The organism is Ruegeria arenilitoris (assembly GCF_013031355.1).
GTDB lineage: Bacteria > Pseudomonadota > Alphaproteobacteria > Rhodobacterales > Rhodobacteraceae > Ruegeria > Ruegeria arenilitoris_C.
The window spans coordinates 1,041,454-1,062,824 of the sequence record NZ_WPZO01000001.1 but is presented as its reverse complement, the minus strand read 5'-3'; the positions used below and the strand labels follow the sequence as shown (position 1 = coordinate 1,062,824).

Below are 21,371 nucleotides of genomic sequence, written 5' to 3'. Positions count from 1 at the left end.
GCATTGCAGCCAGTTGTCGGCATAGAGGAGTGGAGGCGAATACCGGAATCAGGCCGAGGTACACGGACCTGCAAGAGATAGGCATCAAAAAATAAGCGCTGAAATTCACCGTTATGTGCGGGGGTAGGTTTCTCTGTGTGCCGTTTCGTGCACGGAAAATCTTTTCCGCATATAACTGGCTTAATTGGTTTTCTCGTTGATTTCGCGCGCGACTTTGAAAACCAGCATGAGGACAAACATACACGCAAACAAACCGGTTGCGTCGCCAATAAAATAGCCTACTAGCGTGTCTGTGTTGTGGCTGAATGCAAAGCCCATCCCAAAGGTGTTGATTATTGACGCCACCCCTCCGGCTATCATCACATCTCGCCAGTTTGCGGTGCGATTTGCAGTTATACGAAAATCCATTCCAATCTTAGCCAACGCCCAGAATGTAACGGCGGCACAAACAACACCAGAGAATGCACCAGCCAGCCCCGTGAGTGTAAAGCCCTCGGTCCCAAAGTTCATCCAATGCGTGAGCAATGCTGTTGGTGCGATAAGTGGAATTGCTTTCCAGCCCATGAGCCAAGCTGACAGAATGCGTACGCCGTGAGGTAGAAAAAGCAAGCTGGCATATGGTGCCAACTCGGGTGTGTATTGAGCCTGAAGTGGCAGCAGCAAGTATATTGAAATGCCGAAAGCCAGCAGATTTGCGATTGATATCGCAAAAAACTGCACAGCAAGCTTTTCGTCGTTAAACACGTATGCTGCCTTATTGGGTCAACTTGTCTGACACGATGTACGCTGATCGTTTTCGTCCGTCCGTGTGTTGTAAGTACCCTGTGTCAACAACGTCCTTTAGTGCTCGAAAGAAGGCGCTGCGCGAGACCCCGTTTAGCAATTCGTGTTGTCTGATATCCTCAGTCGCAACTGTGCGTGAGGTCTCGGAAAGCAATGTGGCGGCGTAAACGATATTTCTCTCCACGGTACTTAAACTGTCGATGCCAAGGTCACGCTCCATGCCCAAAAGCAGATGCTTGAGGCGCGCAATTCTCTCAATACCTGTCATTTCTTAGGGCGCCCCCGCTGTGTCTGGATTTACAAACACTAGGCTTGACTAACACACTCAACAAGTCCCAGTTTGGGATTTAAGTGCAGCGGGCAAAAGCCAAACATATGCGTGCTAGACTGGAAATTGGAGGCGGGTAGTGATTAGAAGAACTGTACTAGGCGCAGCGATTTGTATTGGTATTTCGGCAGCCGCGCAAAGCGCCACGCAACAGGACATCGCCCAAGCGCAACGGCATTTGAACAAACTAGGATTTGACGCTGGTATCGTTGATGGACTTTGGGGTGATGCAACCAAACGCGCGCTTGAGGCATTTCTAGCTGAAACGGGAAACACCTATGACGGCGAATTAGACGGCGATGAGCTTAGACTATTGGAGCAGGAACTCACGTCACGTGGATTAAGCGTCGGACCGACAGTCGATTGGGAATATCGTGCAACAAGCATTGCCTTTGGCGGCTATGAGTTTGCAGATCAACCTGTTTACGAAGCCATAAAAACCATTCGCGAGATTCCGGCTTATGGATTCAACGTAGTTACCCTGGACTTTCGTTGTGTCGGCAAGGCTGACCTTTCCGCGCCTGAAAGCTATCCATTGGGGCGTCGCATTGGATGCTCAATTGCGAACAAGCAAATTCTGAAGGAGGAAGGCTTTGTTTCGACCAGGCGCGATGCAACGAGCCTTGCTATTGACGAAGCAATTGCCGCCGGACTGGCAGTTAACCTAAAGCCGATGTTTCATGAATTGGGAAGGCGCTTTGGCAATGCCGATGCGTCCGGTTACGGCACGGTTCCGTTGGACATATTTTTTGACGGAGACGGGAAGACATGGTCGGGCTACGTTCCAACGATCCTAGCGGTTGCTCGCTACGCGCAAGAAAACGGTGTCGCATACCTGACAATCGGCACCGAGTTAAACAACCTGAACTCAAAAATTGAGGAGGACCGCCGGTGGCCTGAAATTATAGCCAGCGTCCGAGAAGTCTTCGATGGGCAGATTATCTACGCCACCAACTACAATAACGATAGCAACTTGAGGGGCATGTCCAAGAGCAACGTCATGCGGAACGTGGACATAGTCGGTCTCAACTTTTTCCCGTCCAGGATGATGGGGGGCAGGGAAGACTACACAGCTGAAGAGGTCGCGATTGCGTTTCACAAAGCTAAGTCCAAAAATGGACGGAACATGATTGGCGAAGGCCGCAGGCTGCAAGAGCAATTGAACGTGCCAATCATCTTGTCTGAGACGATTTTTCCAACTTGGCGCGGATCGGCAAACTGGATTTTCCGGGGCACGTGCGATTACGAAAACAAAGGGCGCAGTGGCTGGGCTTACACAAAGGGTCCGCTGCAGGCAAAAACACCGTCCGATGAACATGGACAGACTTTAGCGCAGGGGTTCATGTACGCGTTTGAGGATGAAGATTGGGTGCACGGTGCGGATTATTTGTACTGGGCGGTAGCACACGCCTATGACGCACGCACAGACACGCAGCAATATGGTCCTTGTTCCAGTTGGTTATGGGACGACAACACCGGAATTAAAGGGCTGATCAAGAAGTTTCACGACGAATAAACATGGTATCGCTTACAACTAAAATCCCGTGTTTAAGAAAAAAGGTTTCTTCTTCAACGCTGGGTGCCTTTGGCGCATTTTGGTGGGCAAGCGATCAATTGGTCGTGCTTGAGCCGCAGGAGCCAGGCTAGCATCTCAATGCTACTGTAGGGCGGCGCTGTGCGCTGCCCTTCTTGTTCTCAATCACTGCGAAAGGCAAACGTTGGTGTAGTCGCTTGAAGCATTCGAACTGGCTCACGACAGCGAAGCGCGTTCAGATTGGGACGCTTCAATGTATCGCCCTGCAAGCTCCTCGGCGTCTGCAAAAAGCGACATTTCTAGTTTGTACAACTGCGCGGATCCTAGTTCAGATCTCACTCGCTTTAGGGTACTAAGGTAGAAAGCGTAGCAATCGTTCGACGCAAGGGGTGACCAACCAGTTTGCAACAATGCGCTACGCTGGGTAGGCGGCAACTTCCTGAATATTTGCAGCTTTGTGTTTCGCCCTGGCAGGTAAGTGAACGCAGTGCCGTGTTTCTCACGTTGTAAAAGCTGAATAGCGTTTAGGCTTATAGCAACTCTAGCATCGTAAATCGCAAATTCACTAGGGTCCATAAAACTCAAAATCTTGGAGTAACTGGCAACGCCTTTTATCTCGCTCGGGTAACGCCCCTCACATATCGCCTCAACGTAGTTGGCAATGGTCGCGGGCTTGTTGCCTTTTATCCCACCCCAATCAGAAACGACCCATTTAGAGATTTCAAGCTTGCTGCCTTCAATCCAAATACGGGGGGATTGTTCTTTGAGCGTGATATTTTTTGCGTAGTTGTCGCCGTCTCCCTCAGTCACATCAGCTAGATGTGAGTACGATGGGAAACTTCCCCTTTTTGGCCAAACATAGTTATCTGAAAGCTTGTCAATCCCGAGCCCTTCAAAGTGGCCTTGCCCCCGAAAATACCCCAAAAGGTTGTCTACTAGTTGGTTTGGTGGGTTATTCATTGAGTTTCCGCATTAGTGTGTCTTCGTTGATTAAGTCGTCGTTTTTTGCCGCCGGTGCTTTCCCTGGGCTTTTCCAGAATCGCTGTGTTTTTGCCCATTTGTTTACTCAAGGCCTGAATGCTGACACACACATGTCACCTTCTTTGTCGGCTGATCACGTTTTCCTGTAGGCTAAATGTCTGATCTCTCGTGAAAAAGAAGGGTGTTGGCATCAATTACATCGAATGAAATCGTGTCCCCTTCATTGAAATGGCGTTGAAACCATTGCGCAATTGCCCGGTTGTTTCCAACAATTCGGACGCCACCAGACTTGTTGGCGGTCCGATTGATGCGTGATCCCACGTCCCTCCAGGCGTCGCTGAATTTCACCAAGATGGGTTCACCGTCATCACCGAGGTGTTCGCTCGCCTCAATGCCGACATTGACAATTCCCTTCGTGAAATAGGTTTTTGCCAACGTGAAGGGAAACCGGCCGCGGCCTTTTGTGTTTCTCGTGTGAGTTTGTGCTGCCGCAGGAGGATGCTCTTCCGCGGCTTCGCGTTCCTCAGTCTCGGAAATTGCGCCGCCCCGGTCGCCACCATTCCACGGTGGATTGATTGCCCTGATGAGAAAATCTTCCAGTCCTGCCGCAAGATTGATTTCAAAATCGCCGTAGCGAAAATGGGTGACAGAGACAAACCCAAGAATTCGAACTGAAAGCCCCCTGGCAAGAAGCTCTCTTATTTTTTGGTTACACCTGATATTGGTGAGTTGGCTCTTTCCAGGACGATTATAGCCTTGAAATCGTTTGTGAAGGCTTCGGGTTATCTTGCCAATATAGAGAATGTTTTCGCCCTGCAGGAATGCATACAGAGCATTTGGTTCTCTCATCAATGCTCGCGCGACACGTTCGTCATCGGGGAAAAGTTGGTAGGAAAGCTCATCCTCTACGGTGGTCCATTCTCCGTCTTCAACAAAGCCAATTCCAAGCAAGTCTTCAGAAGAATAATCCGGCACCACGCTCCCCCAGTATTGAACCAAAAAAATGAACACCAATTGATTGCCTGAAACCAGTTCAGGTTCTTCGATCAAGCTGGCATTTGAGGGAGTTTGTGTAAACTGAACTGTAAACCAGAACACCCCGGGTGGCGCCAAAGTGATTTAAGTTGTTGAAAGTAGATGGAGGCGAGTACCGGAATCGAACCGGTGTACACGGATTTGCAATCCGCTGCGTCACCACTCCGCCAACTCGCCTTTTCAAGCAAAATCAAATACTTGCTGTGGTGTGGGCGGCGTTTTAACACCTTTCGTCAGGGGCGTCCAGTGGGTTGATTGGAAAAATCCGTTCCCGTGGGCTGGGACTTGGCGCGGTGCGACACCAAGTTCCTGCGATTCAGCTAAACTTTCAATGCGACAGCCGTTGCTGGTTTCGTCAGGATATGGCACAAGCCGGACATACTTGGGACTAACATGAGCGATCCAATGACAGATTTCGCAACCCGGCGCCGCACGATGGTTGATACGCAGGTCCGACCCTCGGATGTCACGAAATTCCCTATCATTGATGCCATGTTGACCGTCCAGAGAGAGAACTTTGTGCCGGATTCCCAGCGCGAGGCAGCCTATGCCGAGGGCGTGATCGATCTGGGTAACGGGCGCTGTCTGTTGGAGCCCCGGACCCTGGCCAAGATGCTGGACGTGTTGAACATCTCGAATGACGAAGTTGTTTTGGATATCGCCCCCGCGATGGGGTATTCCACTGCTGTCGCAGCACGTATGGCGCAGCTGGTGGTGGCCGTGGAAGAGGACGAAGCCCTCGCCGCCGAAGCGCAGACGATCCTGATGGAGGCAGAGGCCGACAACGCGATCGTGCATATCGGTCCGCTGGAGCAGGGCGCGACCGAGCATGGACCCTATGACGTCATCATGGTTCAGGGCGGGGTCGAGCAGGTACCCGAGGCGCTGATCGCACAGCTCAAGGACCACGGCCGCATTGCCTGCCTGTTTGTGGAAGGAGAGCTTGGCACCGTCCGGATTGGGCACAAATCCAGTGGGCGGGTGACCTGGCGTCATGCTTTCAACGCCAACGCACCGGTTTTACAGGCTTTTTGCGCGGAGTGTGCATTTTCGCTATAATTCCTTCTCATATTATTCTGTTGCCTTGATTAGTTGAAAACAAACGCGCAAACTGCGCTCAGGGCAGCGTAATTTTGATTTGAGAAGGATTTCGTTATGCGTTCACGGTCGGGGCGGAATTTTGTAAAGGCATTGGCACTTTCCGCGGGAATCGCGCTGAGTGCCTTGCCGGGACGTGCGGTTTGGGCGGACAACCTGACCGACGCGTTTATCGGGGCTTATAACACCAGCGGCTTGCTGGAACAGAACCGCGCGTTGCTGCGTGCGGCTGATGAAGATGTCGCAATCGCGCTTTCGGCGCTTCGCCCAATCATTAACTGGGCGGTCGAAGTCAGCCAGGACTACACGCGGTCCTCAACGGATGTTGGCGTAGTCAGGAATGAACCATCCAACTTTTTTACCGGGCTCACGCTGAGCCAGCTGATTTATGACGGTGGCTTCTCGGTCTTGGGCAAGCAATCGGCGCAGGAAACGGTTCTGGCGACACGGCAGACCCTGCTGGATGTCGAACAGCAGGTCCTATTCCGCGGCCTGAACGCCTATCTGGGTGTGCTTCTGCAGGAAGAGACCGTGCAGATTCGCCTGAACAACGTCGATGTGTCGGCCGAGGAACTGCGGGCCTCGCAGGACCGTTTCGATGTGGGTGAGGTGACCCGGACGGACGTCGCATTGTCCGAGGCGCAGCTGGCAAGCTCGCAAGCGGACCTCGCGGTTGCGCGTGGTAACCTGAGCATTGCGCAGGCTGAATATGTCAACGCCGTCGGCAAAGATCCCGGGCGCACAGCCGGGCAGCCAAGCCTGCCGAATCTGCCGCGGTCCGAAGCCGAGGCCGTCAGCCTCGCGCAGCGCAACCACCCGGCGATTCAGGCAGCGCAGCATCAGGTGCGTGCGCTTGATCTGTTCGTGCAGCAGCAGCGTGCCAATTTGGGTCCGAATGTCAGGTTGAACGCTGATGCAGGTATTCGCGAGAGCTATGACAACGATGACAGCCTCGAAGATGCAACCATCGCACTGCGCTTCGAACAGCCGATTTATGCGGGTGGTCGTTTGGCGGCCACTGTACGCCGGGCAATGGCAACGCGGGACGCGTCGCGTGCTAACCTGCTGAATGTGCAGAAGGACATCACTCAAGGTGTTGCCGACGCCTATGCTGCATTCCAGGCCGCGACGGCCAGCCTGAGGGCATCGACCGAACGGGTCCGCGCCTCGCAGGTTGCGTTTGACGGTATCCGGGAAGAGGCGACGCTGGGCGCACGGACAACTCTGGACGTGTTGAACGCCCAGCAGGACCTACTGGACGCGCAATTGGCCGAGGTTGCATCGCGCACCGAACGGTCCCGTGCGGCGTATCAGTTGCTGCAGGCGCAAGGTCTGCTGACAGCAGAGCGTCTGGGTTTGGCCGTTCAGATCTATGATCCGACCCTTTACTACAACCTGGTGAAGAAGGCTCCGGCACAGATCAGCAGGCAAAGCAAGGATCTGGATCGCGTCCTCAAAGCATTGCGTCGCGACTAAGGGCCAATACTGCCTGTTGTGAGGTCCGGTTTGTTTAGCTACACTCGATCCTGAGGATAGAGCGGTAGAGAACAATGACGGATAGAGTCGCAAAACCGGGAATCGAGGACGTCCTGTCCTCGATTAAACGTCTGGTCAGCGAAGATGACCGAAAAGCATCGGGAGTGATAACTCCGACCATCGCACGGAAGCCCAGCAGGCTGGTTCTGACCGACGCGTTGCGGGTCAACGAACCGGCGGTGCCAAAGCAGTCTCAGCCTGAAAAGAAGGAAACGGCCTATAAGGCCGAGGATTCCGTCAAGCCGATGCTTCTGCGGGCTTGCGATATTGTCAATCACGCGGAACCTGCAGTCGAACAGCAAGCAAAGGCAGAGACCGGGGACGAGGACGGCCTTGCGGACAGCCTGAGCGCCAAGATCGAAGCACTGGAGGCGGCGATTGCCCACACCGAGGACCAGTGGGAGCCGGACGGAGACAGCGATGACGCCTATTCCGGCACGCCGAACAAGATTTTGGAGTGGCATGCTGAAGACGAGTTTATTGTCTCGCAAAGTTCCAGCGTAACGGAAATTGCGCCAGAACAGCCTGAGCCTGAGGTCAAAGCGACTTTCATTCGAGATCCCGGATCGTCCTCTGCCGCGCCGACTCAGCCTACTAAACCGGACGTTGAGAACGCTACTTTGGCAATGAGCGAGGATGCGCTGCGTGACCTGATCGCTCAGGTGGTTCGCGAAGAACTGCAGGGCGTTCTGGGTCAGCGCATCACCCGCAATGTTCGCAAGATGGTGCGGCGCGAGATTTACCGGGCTCTGGCTGAGCGTGAACTGGACTAGGCCTCAGTGCCGTTTCGGCGGCTGGGCCAGATCCAGCAGGCGGTCCAGATCCATGTGCCGTTCCAGGTGGTCCGCCAGCGCGTCCAACGTTTCCTCAACCCCATCTTCATATGCCAGGTCCGAAGTCGCGCCCAGCTGCTCCAGATAGCGGGCGCGGAACGTATCGGACGAGAAAATACCGTGCAGATAGCTGCCCCGTATGCGACCGGTTTGGTTGGCGGCACCTTCGGGGCGGTTTTCAATCTCAAGCCAGGCGCGATCGCAATCCGGGCCTTCGGTCCGACCCATGTGAATCTCATAGCCGGTGACCGGTTCGTTTTCGGGAACGGTGCGCGCCGTGCGCAGGGTGACCTGTTTTTCACCTGCCATGGTGGTGGTCACATCCAACAGCCCCAACCCCTCAACCGTGCCCGGGCGGCCATCCACGCCATCGGGATCGGCGATGGTTTTGCCCAGCATCTGATAGCCACCGCACAGACCCAGCACATGTCCACCCCGGCGGACATGGGCGTATAGGTCGATATCCCAGCCCTGTGCTCGGAAATAGGTCAGATCGCCGATGGTGGATTTGCTGCCGGGCAGCAGGACAAGATCGGCATCGCCGGGCAGGGGGCGTCCGGCGGGGATGATCTCGACCGTGACACCGGGTTCGGCAGACAGCGGATCGAGATCGTCGAAATTGGCCATCCGCTCCAGTTGCGGCACCACGACCTTGCAGGAGCCACCACTGTGGGACCGGATGTCCATCATGTCTTCGGCCGGCAGTTTCCAGGCGTCGTGGAACCAGGGCACAACGCCCAGGCAAGGCCAGCCGGTGCGCGCGGCAATGTCATCGCGCCCCTCGTCGAACAGCGAGACATCGCCCTTGAACCGGTTGACCGCAAAGCCACGGATCATCTTAAGATCACCGGCCTCCAGCACCGCCTGCGTGCCCACGATCTGAGCGATCACGCCGCCGCGGTGGATATCTCCGACCAGAACGACCGGCACATCAGCGGCGCAGGCAAAGCCCATATTGGCGATGTCGCCCTTGCGCAGGTTGGTTTCGGCCGGACTGCCGGCCCCTTCGATCAGCACAAGATCGGCGTCGCTGCACAGTCGGTCAAAGCTCTCCAACGCGGCACCCAGCAGTTTGGACTTGTCCTTGCGATAATCGCCCGCCTTCATCGTGCCGGCGCGCTGGCCTTGAACGATGATTTGCGCACCGGTGTCAGTTTCCGGCTTCAACAGGATCGGGTTCATGTCGGTATGGGTGGGGCGCATGGCTGCGCGAGCCTGCAGGGCTTGCGCGCGGCCAATCTCGCCCCCGTTTTCGGTCACGGCGGCATTGTTGGACATGTTCTGTGGCTTGAACGGGGCGACCCGCAGCCCCCGCCGCGTATAGGCGCGCGCCAGCCCGGCGACCAAAACCGATTTTCCGACATTGCTGCCGGTGCCCTGAATCATGATGGCGCGAACCATAGCCGTCTCCTATACGTTGACGCGCAAATGACCTGATTTGAACCCAAAGGGAAAGAGCGGATGAACACGCCCGCGCATCTTTTGATCGGTGCCGCCGCTTTTGCGCGGCCTGCACGAGGGCGAATTCTGGCGGCGGCTGTGCTTGGGTCGTTGCTGCCAGACCTTTCGCTGTACGTGATGGCGAGCGTATCGCTGTTCGTTTTGGGCATCCCCGAGCAGGTGGTGTTCGATAAGCTTTACTTTTCGTCTGCCTGGCAGACGGTTTTTGCCATCGACAACTCATTCATCCTGTGGGGGCTGGCACTGTGGGTCGGTCTTTGGTGCAGGTGGCGGGTTCTGATGGTGGCTGCGTCCGCGGGCCTTTTGCATCTGGCGATGGATTTCCTGCTGCACGCAGGGGACGGGCGGCCGCAATTCTGGCCGCTGAGCGATTGGGTCTTTCACAGCCCGGTCAGCTATTGGGACAGCACGCATCATGCTCTTTGGGTCGCGCCGGTTTCAATTGCGGTTTGCGCGGGGGCCTATGTCTTACTGTGGAACAGGGGTCTGTCCGTATCCGCAAAACTGTTCTTTGCCGTCCTGTTGGGGGTCGAAATCTGGGTGGCCCGCCAGTGGCTGCTGTTTTTTTGACAGGCAAAAGAAAAACGCGCCCCGGAGTACGGAGGCGCGCTTTTTCGTTCAGAAGTCGCTTGATTTACGCGGCTTCTGCCTGCTGAGCGGCATTGCGGCGCTCGCTTTCTTCACGCGACAGCGCGACCGAAGTCCGCACGCCACGACCAACGAACTCCATCAGTCCGCTGACAACCCGTTCATTCGGGTCAATACCCGCGCAAGACAGCACTTCGCGACCATCGCGCGAGCGTGCCCAGCGGGCGATCTGTTCGGGACCATTGCCGTATTTCTTGTCATCGGCGATAGCGTCATCAAGTGCAGCCAACACAACGGCCGCGAAAAGTTTGCGTGCACGATTGCCTTGTTCATTGTTAAAGGCAGTGCCGTCAACGAAATCTCTCATCTCGTCTTCCTTGTTGTTCTTGCTCTTGCATTTTCGGCGTGACGGTCCTTATGACCTATTCAACGTGATTCGGATACAGCTAAAATGCATAGTTGCGTTGCGTCATGTGCATGGCTTGCTGCAAGTGCAGCACAAGGTCTCGTTGTCTTGTCAGGTGTTGTCCTGCCAGATATAGGGACGGGAACTGACGCATCAACCGTTTGTGAAGGAATTATGTAATGCCCAAGATAAATGGGAACGAAATTCGCCCCGGCAATGTGCTTGAGCATAACGACGGGCTGTGGGCCGCAGTTAAAGTTGACCATGTAAAGCCCGGTAAAGGCGGCGCTTTCGCGCAGGTCGAACTGCGCAACCTGCGCAATGGCTCGAAGCTGAACGAGCGCTTCCGCTCGGCGGACAAGGTAGAACGTGTACGTCTTGAGCAGAAGGATCAGCAGTTCCTGTACGAATCCGACGGCATGCTGGTGTTCATGGATTCCGAGACCTACGAGCAGATCGAACTGCCCGCCGAACTGCTGGGCGAACGCCGCCCGTTTCTGCAGGACGGCATGACCATCGTCGTCGAATTTTATGAATCCGAAGCGCTGAACGCCACGCTGCCGCAAAAAGTGACCTGCAAGATCGTCGAGACAGAGCCGGTCGTCAAAGGCCAGACCGCGGCCAATTCGTTCAAACCGGCCATTCTGGACAACGGCGTCAAGGTCATGGTGCCGCCGTTCATAGGACAGGATGAGATGATCGTGGTGAACACCGAGACCATGGAATATTCCGAGCGCGCGTAACTCTGCGTTTGTTCGAAACAGAAAAGACCGCGCAGGCACCCGCCACGCGGTCTTTTTTAATTCCGGTTCTTCAGATACCGATAGCGCTCCGGGTGGGGGCCGAAGAGTTCCATCATCAACTCGTACTTGATGCGGTTGGCGCTGACTTGCCGGTAAAAGGCGATCAGAAAGGCGGTCGGGCCCTGAATGCGACTAAGGCCGCTGGTGGCCGCAACCACGGTACCGACATCTGTTTTTCCGTTCAGAACCAGATAGCCACCCAGCATCAGAACGCCGACCGTACCCGCGCCGTTGATGACGCTCAGCAGGAATTTGGCTGACAATTTCCACAGGAACATGCGGCGCCGGGTTTCAAAAATATCGTCGAACAGGGCATCAACATCGCGTGCCACATCGTTGATATCTTCGATCGCCAGCTTGTCGGTGGAGTTGCGCAGAATGCGAACACGCTCGGCCACGAAGATGTTCACCTTGCGCTGTGAGATCAGCACGATGACGATCTGCGGCACGATCATAGAAAGGGCGATCATGCCCAACCCGGGCTGGGTCGACGAGATATAGCCGATCACGCTGATCAGCGTGCCGATCTGTACCACAGGGTCCGAGAACGCGCCCCCGGCGAACTTGCCCAGTTCTTCGGCCTCGGCCGAGATGGCGGTGGTCATTGTGCCCTTGCGGACGGATTCCCCAGTTGCATGTAAGTCCGATGCACGGACCAGTAGCCGCTGGCGGATCATGCGGATGATATCCTCGCCCAGCGTGCCCGCGCGATAGCCCAGCAACCATTTCAGGGCGAGGCTCAACAGGACGACCGACATCATGCCTGTGCCCAGATAGATCAACCGTTCCGTGCTGATATCATCCGAGGTGAGGTGGTTGATGATATCGCGCTGAAACTCCAGCGGAACCGCGGCCAGAGCCGCGATAGCGATGGACAGTATAATAAGGATAATCTGCCGACCGGCGCTGGCGCGCCAGATCGCTCTGTACAGCTTAAACATAGACGCACCCGGGTCTTTGAACTGGCGCCAGTGTGGCAGCGCCATGGGTCTTGTTCAAACGGTGCGGCGCTGCTTGTCACCTAAGCCGTGCCGGAATGGCAACATGTTACGTCGTCAGAGTGACCGTTGCCCCATCGGCCTGCATGTCGCCAGTCGCGCGGTCAAGGCGCAGATAGGCGATGCCTTGGCCATTCGACTGGGTGAACAATGTGCCCGCCGCTTTGCCGCCGGAAAGGATCTCGGTTCCGACGGGGGCAGAGCCATCAACGCTGACACTGCGCAGCCCTTTGCGCAATTCGGTCTTGTGCTTCATCCGTGCGGTGACTTCCTGCCCGACATAGCAGCCCTTTTTGAAATCGACGCCGTTCAGCGCTTCGAACCCGGATTCGAGGATATAGCTGTCGGGCGTCAGCTCGATGCCGGTTTCCGGGATGCAGTGCTGCACACGGATGGCATCCCAATCGGTGCCGTCATCAGCTTCGGCCTCGGTCGTATAGGCGCGCCAGCCCATATCCGCGTGGCGTGGATCAGGCAGGGCGCCTTCTGGTGCCGGACCCGTGCCGCGTTGCAGGTGCAGGCCGCTGTCTTCGATCGCAACATCGGCGCGCAGTTTGTACATGCTCAGCCGTTTGACGAAACCGTCAGCGATATCCTCAGAGACGTCCAGCAGCACCGTATCACCATCGCGTTTTAGAAAAAAATCCGCCAGATACTTGCCTTGAGGGGTCAGCAAGGCTGCATAGACCAGCCCGTTGTCCAGCCCGGCAATATCATTGGTCACCAGCCCCTGAAGAAAGCTGTCAGTGTCCGACCCGCTAAGGCGCAGAATACGTCGATTGGGCATCGGGTGGTCCTCGTCATTTCCCTCGGCCCCGTGATATAGGAGTTCCCGCCGCCATGACCAGAGGGTATCCGCCTTGCCAGCACCGATCAGCATCGTCATCCCGACCCTGAACGCGGGCGAGGCCCTGTCGGAAACCTTGCCGGCGCTGATGGAGGGCCTGCACACGGGGCTGATCCGCGAGTTAATCGTCACCGATGGCGGATCGACCGATCCGACGCTTGAATTCGCGGATGAGGCGGGGGCTGAGATCGTCATCGGCGCGCCCTCACGCGGGGGACAGTTGCGGCGGGGCTGTGCCGAGGCCAAAGGTGAATGGTTGTTGGTCCTGCACGCCGATACCGTTTTGCAGGACGGTTGGAGCAAAGAGGTGGGCGAACACCTTGCCTCTGGCAAACCCGCTGCCTTTCGGTTGGCCTTTGCGGCAAAAGGATTTGGTCCCGGATGGGTCGCGGGATGGGCCAATCTGCGCAGCCGGGTGTTTGGTCTGCCTTACGGGGATCAGGGCTTGTTGGTGCCGCGTTCTCTGTATGAGAAGGCTGGAGGTTTCCCCGATCAGCCGCTGATGGAAGACGTGGCGCTGGTACGTGCCTTGCCCCACGTCACCTTGCTGAATTCGCGCGCGGTTACGAGTGCGGAGCGTTATGCGCGGGTGGGGTGGTTGCGTCGGGGGGCTCGGAATCTGTGGACTCTGATGCGGTATTTTCTTGGGGCTGATCCGGAACAACTGGCGCAGGCCTATCGGCGGTAAGTGTAGTTCGCAGCTCGACCACGGATTTACCCAGACGGAACGGCGCGGCAAAGCTGACCAGACACAGGGCGATGATCTGCAGCACCAGAATATGCGCGTTGGCCTGCAGGTATTCCCACTCGTCCTTCAGCTTGCCGACCTGATCGACCAGATCATCATAGCTTTGCGCAAGGATCAGATAATCTCCGGCAATCGCAGGCACTTTGCGACGCATGTTGTCGATGGCGGCCTGAGTTTTGTCGTCCAACGTGGTGAAAACCAGAAACTGGTCGATATCGAACGCGTCGGCCTTGGCGGCCATCTGGTCCATCTCGTCCTTTTCCTGCCGTCCGAATAGGAAGTGCAGCCCTTGCAGCGGGGCGACCTCATTGGTCACGGCGATGAAAAGGGGCAAGTCGGCGTTGCTGGCGGTCGAGGCCGACAGGAACTCGACCCTGTCGCACAATACGGCGGTGTCCGGGTCGTAGGCCGGATCGCAGAACCGTAACCGGAACCGCGCGGCATCACGGTCAAAGGCGAGCGTGGCCGCATAGGCCACGTCGATCTGCCGATCCAGTCGTGAACTGTCCGACGTATAAAGCCCCGCCAGAACCGCCACCAATGCGCCAATTCCACCCAGAACAACCCAGACGAGGTCGGCCAGTTTCCACGCCCTGTGCCCCGCAGGTTTGCGAAACAGAAAGGCGGTGCCAATTGATCCGGCCAGAAAGAACAGGATCAGCAGCGGCAACTGGTTTTCGGTCACGAATGTCATGACACCAAAGTGACCACCTGCCAGCGTGCTGGCAACACTCCTCACGGGCAGTTGTAGTTAAGAGCCAGAGCTTTGGCCGAATTTCCGGAACAGCTTGGTGCGATCAAAGGCCTGTTCCAGTTCAGCGGTGCGCTCCTTGACCGAATCCCACAGCCGTTCCTGCACCTCGGCGATGACGCATTCCATCAGCACCAGGATCGACGCCATCGAGTCCCATGCTGACGGCACCGCAATCCGAGCAGCGAATGTGTGTTTGGCTACCCTGTGAATGGGCGAGCGCCACTGATCGGTGAACAACACGATCTCTGCCTCGCGTTCCTGACAGAGCTGCCCGATCAGCATGGTCGAGTTCTCATAGCGCCGCACATCCAGCGCGATCAGCACGTCATCCTTGCGCACATCCAGCAGATCATGGGTCCATGAGGCCGCAAAGGGCAGCATCCGCACATCTGGGCGGATCATCTGTAGGTGCAGATAGAGATACTGCGCCAGCGCGCCGGTGATACGCCCTCCGGTGATGAAAATGCGCCGGTCGGGATCGCAGAGTAGGCTGCAGAAACTGTCGAACTCCGCCGGATCAACCTCATCAATCGTGCGTTTTTGATTGGCCAGTGCCTGTTGGGAGTAGCGGTTCAGGATATGCTCTTCGGGCAGGTCGTTCTGCCACACGTCGCGTTTGGCAGCAGGCCCCGAGATCATTTCTTTGACCTCACCCCGCAAGGCCGCCTGAAACTGCGGGTAGCCATCAAACCCGGTCTTTTGCAGCATCCGCGCGACCGTAGTGGTCGAAACCGAGGCTGCGCTGGCCAATTCGGTAATGCTGCCAAGGCCGGCCATAGGGTAGTCGTCCAGCAGGACGCTGATCAGTTGCCGTTCAGACGGGGTCATCTTGTCCCGATGGGCCAGCAGCCTGTCCGTTACCCGCACCTATGGGTCCTCCTGCATCAGCAATGGCAGATTGTGCAAAATTTTTCACCACAACTTGCTCTGATGAATTCTTTACAGGAAAAATATTGACAGGTGAATGCTTCGTGTGGAAATTTTTTCACAAACCACACTCACGGAATCGCAGGGCGGTACATTGGACTTCGGAACGGTTGCTCACACGGAAAGCGCGGACGGCGCACCAAAGGTGTTGCTGGTGTGCGAACATGCGTCGAGCCGCATTCCGGCATTTCTGGGCGACATGGGTCTGACGGCCGAGGCGCGGGAAAGCCACATCGCCTGGGACCCGGGTGCGCTGGGCGTTGCGCAGCAGATAGCCGGATTGATGTCTGCGCCGCTGGTCCACGGAGGGGTCTCCCGACTGGTCTATGACTGCAACCGCCCACCCGAGGCTGCGGGTGCCATGCCGATCAAAAGCGAACAGTACGATATTCCAGCCAATGCCCGGATGACGCCTGATGAACGTCAGGCGCGGGTTGAGAACATCTATGTTCCCTTTACCCAGGCGGTCTCAGGTCAGATCGCGCAGCACCGCCCGTCGTTGCAGCTGATGGTCACCGTGCACAGTTTCACACCGGTTTTTAATGGCCATCAGCGGGCGGTTGAGTTGGGCATCCTGCATGGCCGTGACGACCGCTTTGCTGTGGCGATGGTGGCGGCAGTGCCCGCGCAGCCATCCTTTGAGACCCGTCTGAACGAGCCGTATTCCGCCGCCGACGGGGTGGCGCATACGTTGGATGTGCAGGCTTATCCGAACGGATTGCTGAACGTCATGATCGAGATCCGCAACGATCTGATCCGTACACCTGAAGAACAGCGGTCCATGGCCGAGCACCTGGTGCCGTGGATCGACCGCACGCTTTCCGGGTTCGGGGAAGGGGGTGCCGTGTGATCAAGGTGATGGCGACATATGTACGGGTCGTTGATGCGATCAACTATCGGATTGGTCGGGTGATGATGTGGGGCCTGTTCGTGATGATGGGGATCCTTCTGTGGTCCTCGATCTCGAAAACGTTTTTCCTGCCGTCGCTCTGGACGTTGGAAATGGCGCAGTTTGCGATGGTGACCTATTACATCGTCGGCGGGCCGTATTCGATCCAACTGGGTTCGAATGTACGGATGGACCTGTTCTACCACAACTGGAGCCACAAAAAGAAAGCGTGGTTCGATGCGTTCACGGTTCTGCTGCTGATCCTGTATTTGGGCGTGCTGTTCTATGGCGGGCTGGGGTCGACGGCCTATAGCCTTGGCTATTGGGGCGATGAGCCGGTCTCGTACTTCGTCGGCCTTGTGACCGGCAGTGAAGAGATCGGACGGCTGGAGCGATCCTCGACTGCGTGGCGGCCCTATATTTGGCCGGTCAAGGCCATCATGGTGTTCGGCTTTTTCCTGATGCTGCTGCAGGCAATATCGGAATTCTTCAAAGACATAGCCCGGATCAACGGGCAGGAAATCGGGGTGAGCCGGGCATGAGCCAGGAATTTATCGCCATCTTCATGTTCGCGTTGATGATGCTGATGCTGTTTACCGGCCAGCGTGTCTTTGGTGCGATCGGCGCGGTTGCCACCATCGCCGCTTTGGCGCTGTGGGGAACGGGCGGGCAGGACATCACATTCTCGGCCGCGATGAAGCTGATGAAATGGTATCCGCTGCTGACGCTGCCGATGTTCATCTTCATGGGTTATGTGCTGAGCGAAAGCCGTTTGGCCGATGATCTCTATCGCATGTTCCATGTGTGGATGGGGCCGGTGAATGGCGGGCTTGCGATCGGCACCATCGGTTTGATGGTACTGGTCTCGGCCATGAACGGCCTCAGCGTGGCGGGGATGGCTATTGGTGCTACCATCGCGCTGCCGGAACTGCTGCGGCGGGGTTATGACAAGACGATGGTGACCGGGGTCATTCAGGCCGGGTCCAGTCTGGGCATTCTCGTGCCACCGTCTGTGGTGCTGGTGCTTTATGCCATGATCGCGCGGCAGCCGGTCGGACAGTTGTGGTTGGCGGGTATCCTGCCGGGTCTGCTGATGGCGGGTCTCTTCATCCTCTACATCTGGATCCGCTGCCGCATTCAGCCTGAACTCGGCCCTGCAATGGAAGACGCGCATGAGGTGCCGTGGTCCGAAAAAATTCGGCTGCTGGGGGCGGGGGCTCTGCCGCTGATCATCTTTGCCGCGATGATGGTGCCGTTTGTGAACGGCTGGACTTCGCTGGTGGAAAGCTCCGCCATCGGAGCGCTGACCGCGCTGGTCGTGTCGGTTCTCAAGCGTCGGATGACATGGAAGATTTTTGAAGACTGCACCAAGCAGACGCTGGCGATTTCCTGCATGTTCATGTGGATCATCCTGGCCGCGCTGGGCTTTGGTGCCGTGTTCGACGGTTTGGGCGCAGTGAAAGCGATCGAGAACCTGTTCACCGAACAACTCGGCCTGTCGCCCTGGATGATCCTGATCCTGATGCAGCTCAGCTTTATCGTGATGGGCACGTTTCTGGACGACACCGCGATGTTGGTCATCGTGGCCCCGCTCTATGTGCCGCTGGTCGGCGCACTTGGGTTCGACCTGATTTGGTACGGGGTCCTGTACACGATCACCACGCAGATCGCCTATATGACGCCGCCCTTCGGCTATAACCTGTTCCTGATGCGCGCGATGGCGCCGCCCGAGATCGGGTTGAAGGACATCTACCGCTCGATCATTCCCTTTGTCGGCGTGATGGTGCTGGCCCTGATTATTATAATGGTATTCCCGGAAATTGCCCTTTGGCTGCCCGGTTATGTCTATGGAAATTAACAAGAATGCCCGGTGAACGGGCGCGCAAACTTCAACGGAGAGGAAATTGACATGACGACAAGACGTAAGTTTCTGAAGACCGCCGGGGTGGGCGTTGCCGCCGCACCGTTGGCCACGCCCGCGCTGGCGCAGGGCACGATTACATGGCGGATGCAGACCTATGCGGGCCCGGCTCTGGCCGAGCACGTGATCGACCCGGCCATCAAGATGTTCAACCAGATCGCTGGCGACCGGATGCAAATCGAGCTGTTCTATGCGGACCAACTGGTTCCGACAGGAGAGCTGTTCCGCGCCATGCAAAAAGGCACCATCGACGCGGTGCAATCGGACGATGACTCGATGGCGTCGCCCACCGAAGTCACCGTGTTCGGCGGCTATTTCCCGTTTGCCTCGCGCTATTCGTTGGACGTGCCAGTGCTGTTCAACCAGTGGGGCCTGAACGAGATTTGGGACGAGGAATACTCGAAGGTCGGCGTGAAACACATCAGCGCGGGTGCATGGGATCCGTGCCATTTCGCCACCAAGGACCCGATCAACAGCCTTGCGGACCTACAAGGTAAACGCGTCTTCACCTTCCCGACAGCGGGCCGGTTCCTGTCCCAGTTCGGTGTGGTTCCTGTCACTCTGCCGTGGGAAGACATTGAGGTCGCGGTGCAGACCGGTGAGCTGGACGGCATCGCATGGTCGGGCATCACCGAGGACTACACCGTTGGCTGGGCCGATGTGACCAATTATTTCCTGACCAACAACATCTCGGGTGCCTGGGCTGGTCACTTCTTTGCCAATATGGACCGCTGGAACGAACTGCCCGAAGATCTGCAGACCCTGTTCAAGGTCTGCTGTGATCAATCGCACTATTACCGCCAGTGGTGGTATTGGGGTGGAGAAGCCAATCTGCGCGTGAACGGCACCAAGATGCAGCTGACCACCATCCCGGACGAAGAATGGGCAACGGTCGAGGAAGCTGCGGTCAAGTTCTGGGATGAAATTGCCGCCGAGTCTGAGACCAAGGCCAAGGTTGTCGATATCTTCAAGCGCTACAACGCTGAAATGCTCAAGGCCGGACGGCCGTATCGCTATAGCTAAATGACCCGATTCCGGCGCGTTAGCGATACCACGCGCCGGAATCGAACTACGGGAAACGACTTTGCGAATGCTAGCATCCGTTCAGACACAGAAAACAAAACTCCGGGCGCGCGGTTGCGCGACCCGGACCGACGGGGTGTGAACGGATGGCTATCGCAGGTTTTTTGATCGAGATTTTCGCAGCAACCATGTTGCTGCTGTTTGCCGTGCGGCTGGTGCGCACGGGGATCGAACGGCGCTTTGGTGCGCTGTTTCAATCGATACTGACACGCCACTCGAACACATTTGTGGCGGGTGGGGCCGGTATGGTCCTGGCCACGATCCTGCAAAGCTCGGCCGCGGTGGCGGTTCTGCTGACCGGCTTTGCCGCGGCGGGGATGGTCAGTTTCGGCCTTGCACTGGCCGGGGTGCTGGGCGCCGATCTGGGGTCAGCCCTGATTATCCAAGTGTTGTCCTATGATCTGGGATGGCTGCAACCGGTGCTGCTGGCGCTGGGCGGGTGGTTGTATCTCAAGTCCGACCGGGCCAACGTGCGGCTGATCGGGCGGATTGTTCTGGGCATCGCCTTTATTCTGCTGTCGCTTCAACTCCTGCGCGATGCGGTTGAGCCAATCAGGGAAAGCGCCTTTTTGCCGGCTATCGCGGGCTATTTGGAAAACGACTACTTTAGCGCCTTCATCGTGGGGGCGGTGCTGGCCTTTGTTATGCACAGCTCGGTGGCGACGATCCTGATGTGCGTGACGCTGGTGCAGATCGGGGCGATCCCTTTTGCCGCGGGGCTGTCGCTGGTGCTGGGGGCCAATCTCGGCTCGGCCTTTATTCCGATCTGGCTTACGCGTGACCTGACCATCGCGGCCCGGCGCATTCCCTGGGCCAACCTGCTGCTGCGTGGCAGTGCGGCGTTGGTGATGTTGATCGTGGTCAACGCCAGCGGTGCGCATGAGGCGCTGATGGTGGCCGGAGCAGGCCAGTCTCTGATCCTGGCCCATATCGGGTTCAATCTGACCGTCTTTGTGCTGGCCACCGGTTTCGTAAACTGGATGGAGCGCCCGATGGCCCTGCTGCTGCCCGAGCCGAAGGTCGAGGCAAACGTGATGGATCAGTTCACGGATGCGCTCAGCCCGTTGGGCGATCCCAACGCATCCGGGGCGAGCGTGGCGATGTCCTCGGTCCGGCATGAACTGTTGCAGATGGTTACGCAGGTCGAACGCATGTTCCGCCCGGTGCTGGATATCTATGAGCAGGACGACAGCGACGCCATCTCGGCCCTGTGGCAACAGGATGAAAGGGTGAACGCGCAGCTTACAGAAATCCGCCGCTTTGTCGCGCGGATGCCGCGCCAGAACATGAGCAAGGGGCAGATCAAAGCGGCGCGCGGGCTTGTGGAATACGCCATCCGGCTTGAAGCGGCGGGCGACGTGGTTTCCAACCGCATGACCCGCACTGCCCAGATCAAACACACCGAACGCACCGAGTTTTCCGCGCAGGGGTGGAAAGAGCTGACCGATCTGCATGCGGCTATTCTGGAGAGCTTTTCTCTGGCCCGCCATGTTCTGCTGGTCGATGACATGGACTGCGCCCGGCGGCTGGTGCTGGACAAGGCCGAGGTCAAACGGATGTCGCGTCAAAGCCGCAAGGCGCATCTGAAACGGTTGGAACGGGGGCAGACCGAAAGCTTCCGGTCCAGTGATCTGCATCTTGAGACGTTGCGTGCAATGCGCGACCTGCACGGCCACATCGCGGCCATCGCCTATCCGATCCTCTACAAGAGCGGACAGGTTCTTGAGACGCGTCTGGTGATGGAAATGGAAAAGGACGCGGCCGACGACTAACGGCCGTGAAAGGGAGCACGAGACCGGGGTCTCGGAGGGCAACAGA

The 21,371-nt window shown here is 57.1% G+C and carries 20 protein-coding genes, 1 tRNA gene and 1 pseudogene; 12 read left to right on the top strand and 10 right to left on the bottom strand.

What is annotated here, in order from left to right; translation table 11 throughout:
- Positions 1-180: 180 nt before the first annotated feature.
- Entirely contained in the window at positions 181-744 is a 564-nt protein-coding gene (locus GOX63_RS05285) for a hypothetical protein (RefSeq protein ID WP_170325429.1), read from the bottom strand.
- Positions 745-1,190: 446 nt separating this feature from the next.
- Between GOX63_RS05285 and GOX63_RS05280 the strand changes: the two genes are divergently transcribed.
- Positions 1,191-2,627 (top strand): glycoside hydrolase family 113, encoded by a 1,437-nt coding sequence (locus GOX63_RS05280; protein WP_170544984.1) that lies wholly within the window; start codon positions 1,191-1,193, stop codon positions 2,625-2,627.
- 234 nt (positions 2,628-2,861) lie between these two features.
- Here GOX63_RS05280 and GOX63_RS05275 read toward each other — a convergent pair whose 3' ends face one another.
- The 3 genes from GOX63_RS05275 to GOX63_RS05265 form a co-directional block, all read right to left on the bottom strand.
- Positions 2,862-3,605: a hypothetical protein gene (locus tag GOX63_RS05275; RefSeq protein WP_170325427.1), complete on the bottom strand. Its 744-nt coding sequence runs from the start codon at positions 3,603-3,605 to the stop codon at positions 2,862-2,864.
- Positions 3,606-3,776: 171 nt separating this feature from the next.
- Positions 3,777-4,724 (bottom strand): GIY-YIG nuclease family protein, encoded by a 948-nt coding sequence (locus tag GOX63_RS05270; protein WP_367647193.1) that lies wholly within the window; start codon positions 4,722-4,724, stop codon positions 3,777-3,779.
- Positions 4,725-4,764: 40 nt separating this feature from the next.
- Positions 4,765-4,838 (bottom strand) — tRNA-Cys (locus tag GOX63_RS05265).
- 228 nt (positions 4,839-5,066) lie between these two features.
- Between GOX63_RS05265 and GOX63_RS05260 the strand changes: the two genes are divergently transcribed.
- The 3 genes from GOX63_RS05260 to GOX63_RS05250 all read left to right on the top strand — a co-directional run bounded on the left by GOX63_RS05260 (position 5,067) and on the right by GOX63_RS05250 (position 8,068).
- Complete coding sequence (locus GOX63_RS05260) at positions 5,067-5,720, top strand: protein-L-isoaspartate O-methyltransferase family protein (protein ID WP_170325426.1); 654 nt, start codon at positions 5,067-5,069, stop codon at positions 5,718-5,720.
- A gap of 96 nt (positions 5,721-5,816) precedes the next feature.
- Complete coding sequence (locus GOX63_RS05255) at positions 5,817-7,235, top strand: TolC family outer membrane protein (protein WP_170325425.1); 1,419 nt, start codon at positions 5,817-5,819, stop codon at positions 7,233-7,235.
- Between the two features lie 74 nt (positions 7,236-7,309).
- Positions 7,310-8,068 carry a hypothetical protein gene (locus tag GOX63_RS05250; protein WP_170325424.1) on the top strand — a complete coding sequence of 253 codons (759 nt, stop codon included), beginning with the start codon at positions 7,310-7,312 and terminating at the stop codon, positions 8,066-8,068.
- Between the two features lie 3 nt (positions 8,069-8,071).
- Here the strand turns inward: GOX63_RS05250 and GOX63_RS05245 are convergent, their stop codons facing one another.
- Positions 8,072-9,529 (bottom strand): cobyric acid synthase, encoded by a 1,458-nt coding sequence (locus tag GOX63_RS05245; RefSeq protein WP_170325423.1) that lies wholly within the window; start codon positions 9,527-9,529, stop codon positions 8,072-8,074.
- Between the two features lie 60 nt (positions 9,530-9,589).
- Here GOX63_RS05245 and GOX63_RS05240 point away from each other — a divergent pair, with 60 nt between their 5' ends.
- Positions 9,590-10,159 carry a cobalamin biosynthesis protein CobQ gene (locus GOX63_RS05240; RefSeq protein WP_170325422.1) on the top strand — a complete coding sequence of 190 codons (570 nt, stop codon included), beginning with the start codon at positions 9,590-9,592 and terminating at the stop codon, positions 10,157-10,159.
- Between the two features lie 64 nt (positions 10,160-10,223).
- On the opposite strand, the gene GOX63_RS05235 is transcribed toward GOX63_RS05240, so the two are convergent.
- The gene (locus GOX63_RS05235; protein ID WP_037310273.1) at positions 10,224-10,544 is read right to left on the bottom strand and encodes a DUF6280 family protein; all 321 of its coding nucleotides are present in this window, start codon (positions 10,542-10,544) and stop codon (positions 10,224-10,226) included.
- A gap of 218 nt (positions 10,545-10,762) precedes the next feature.
- Here GOX63_RS05235 and efp point away from each other — a divergent pair, with 218 nt between their 5' ends.
- Positions 10,763-11,326 (top strand): elongation factor P, encoded by a 564-nt coding sequence (gene efp / locus GOX63_RS05230; RefSeq protein WP_170325421.1) that lies wholly within the window; start codon positions 10,763-10,765, stop codon positions 11,324-11,326.
- 56 nt (positions 11,327-11,382) lie between these two features.
- Here the strand turns inward: efp and GOX63_RS05225 are convergent, their stop codons facing one another.
- Both GOX63_RS05225 and ygfZ read right to left on the bottom strand, forming a co-directional pair.
- Positions 11,383-12,327, bottom strand: coding sequence for an ABC transporter transmembrane domain-containing protein (locus GOX63_RS05225; protein WP_170325420.1), 945 nt, complete (start codon positions 12,325-12,327; stop codon positions 11,383-11,385).
- 106 nt (positions 12,328-12,433) lie between these two features.
- Entirely contained in the window at positions 12,434-13,171 is a 738-nt protein-coding gene (gene ygfZ / locus GOX63_RS05220) for a CAF17-like 4Fe-4S cluster assembly/insertion protein YgfZ (RefSeq protein ID WP_170325553.1), read from the bottom strand.
- Positions 13,172-13,244: 73 nt separating this feature from the next.
- Between ygfZ and GOX63_RS05215 the strand changes: the two genes are divergently transcribed.
- On the top strand, positions 13,245-13,919 hold the full coding sequence (locus tag GOX63_RS05215; protein WP_170544982.1) for a TIGR04283 family arsenosugar biosynthesis glycosyltransferase: 675 nt from the start codon (positions 13,245-13,247) through the stop codon (positions 13,917-13,919).
- Positions 13,920-13,926: 7 nt separating this feature from the next.
- Here the strand turns inward: GOX63_RS05215 and GOX63_RS05210 are convergent.
- Both GOX63_RS05210 and GOX63_RS05205 read right to left on the bottom strand, forming a co-directional pair.
- Positions 13,927-14,673, bottom strand: a pseudogene (locus GOX63_RS05210) (hypothetical protein); the annotation flags it as partial.
- A gap of 57 nt (positions 14,674-14,730) precedes the next feature.
- The gene (locus GOX63_RS05205; RefSeq protein ID WP_170544979.1) at positions 14,731-15,600 is read right to left on the bottom strand and encodes a MurR/RpiR family transcriptional regulator; all 870 of its coding nucleotides are present in this window, start codon (positions 15,598-15,600) and stop codon (positions 14,731-14,733) included.
- Between the two features lie 97 nt (positions 15,601-15,697).
- Here GOX63_RS05205 and GOX63_RS05200 point away from each other — a divergent pair, with 97 nt between their 5' ends.
- From GOX63_RS05200 to GOX63_RS05180, 5 genes are all read left to right on the top strand, one after another.
- Entirely contained in the window at positions 15,698-16,510 is an 813-nt protein-coding gene (locus GOX63_RS05200) for an N-formylglutamate amidohydrolase (protein WP_170544976.1), read from the top strand.
- Positions 16,511-16,518: 8 nt separating this feature from the next.
- A complete protein-coding gene (locus tag GOX63_RS05195) occupies positions 16,519-17,091 on the top strand; it encodes a TRAP transporter small permease subunit (RefSeq protein WP_170544973.1) in 573 nt (190 codons plus the stop codon).
- Positions 17,088-18,407 (top strand): TRAP transporter large permease, encoded by a 1,320-nt coding sequence (locus tag GOX63_RS05190; protein WP_170325416.1) that lies wholly within the window; start codon positions 17,088-17,090, stop codon positions 18,405-18,407. Before GOX63_RS05195 ends, GOX63_RS05190 begins: the two co-directional genes overlap by 4 nt.
- Before the next feature lie 51 nt (positions 18,408-18,458).
- A complete protein-coding gene (locus GOX63_RS05185) occupies positions 18,459-19,493 on the top strand; it encodes a TRAP transporter substrate-binding protein (protein ID WP_170325415.1) in 1,035 nt (344 codons plus the stop codon).
- A 146-nt stretch (positions 19,494-19,639) separates the two neighbouring features.
- Positions 19,640-21,325 carry a Na/Pi cotransporter family protein gene (locus GOX63_RS05180; protein ID WP_170325414.1) on the top strand — a complete coding sequence of 562 codons (1,686 nt, stop codon included), beginning with the start codon at positions 19,640-19,642 and terminating at the stop codon, positions 21,323-21,325.
- The last annotated feature ends 46 nt before the right edge of the window (positions 21,326-21,371 follow it).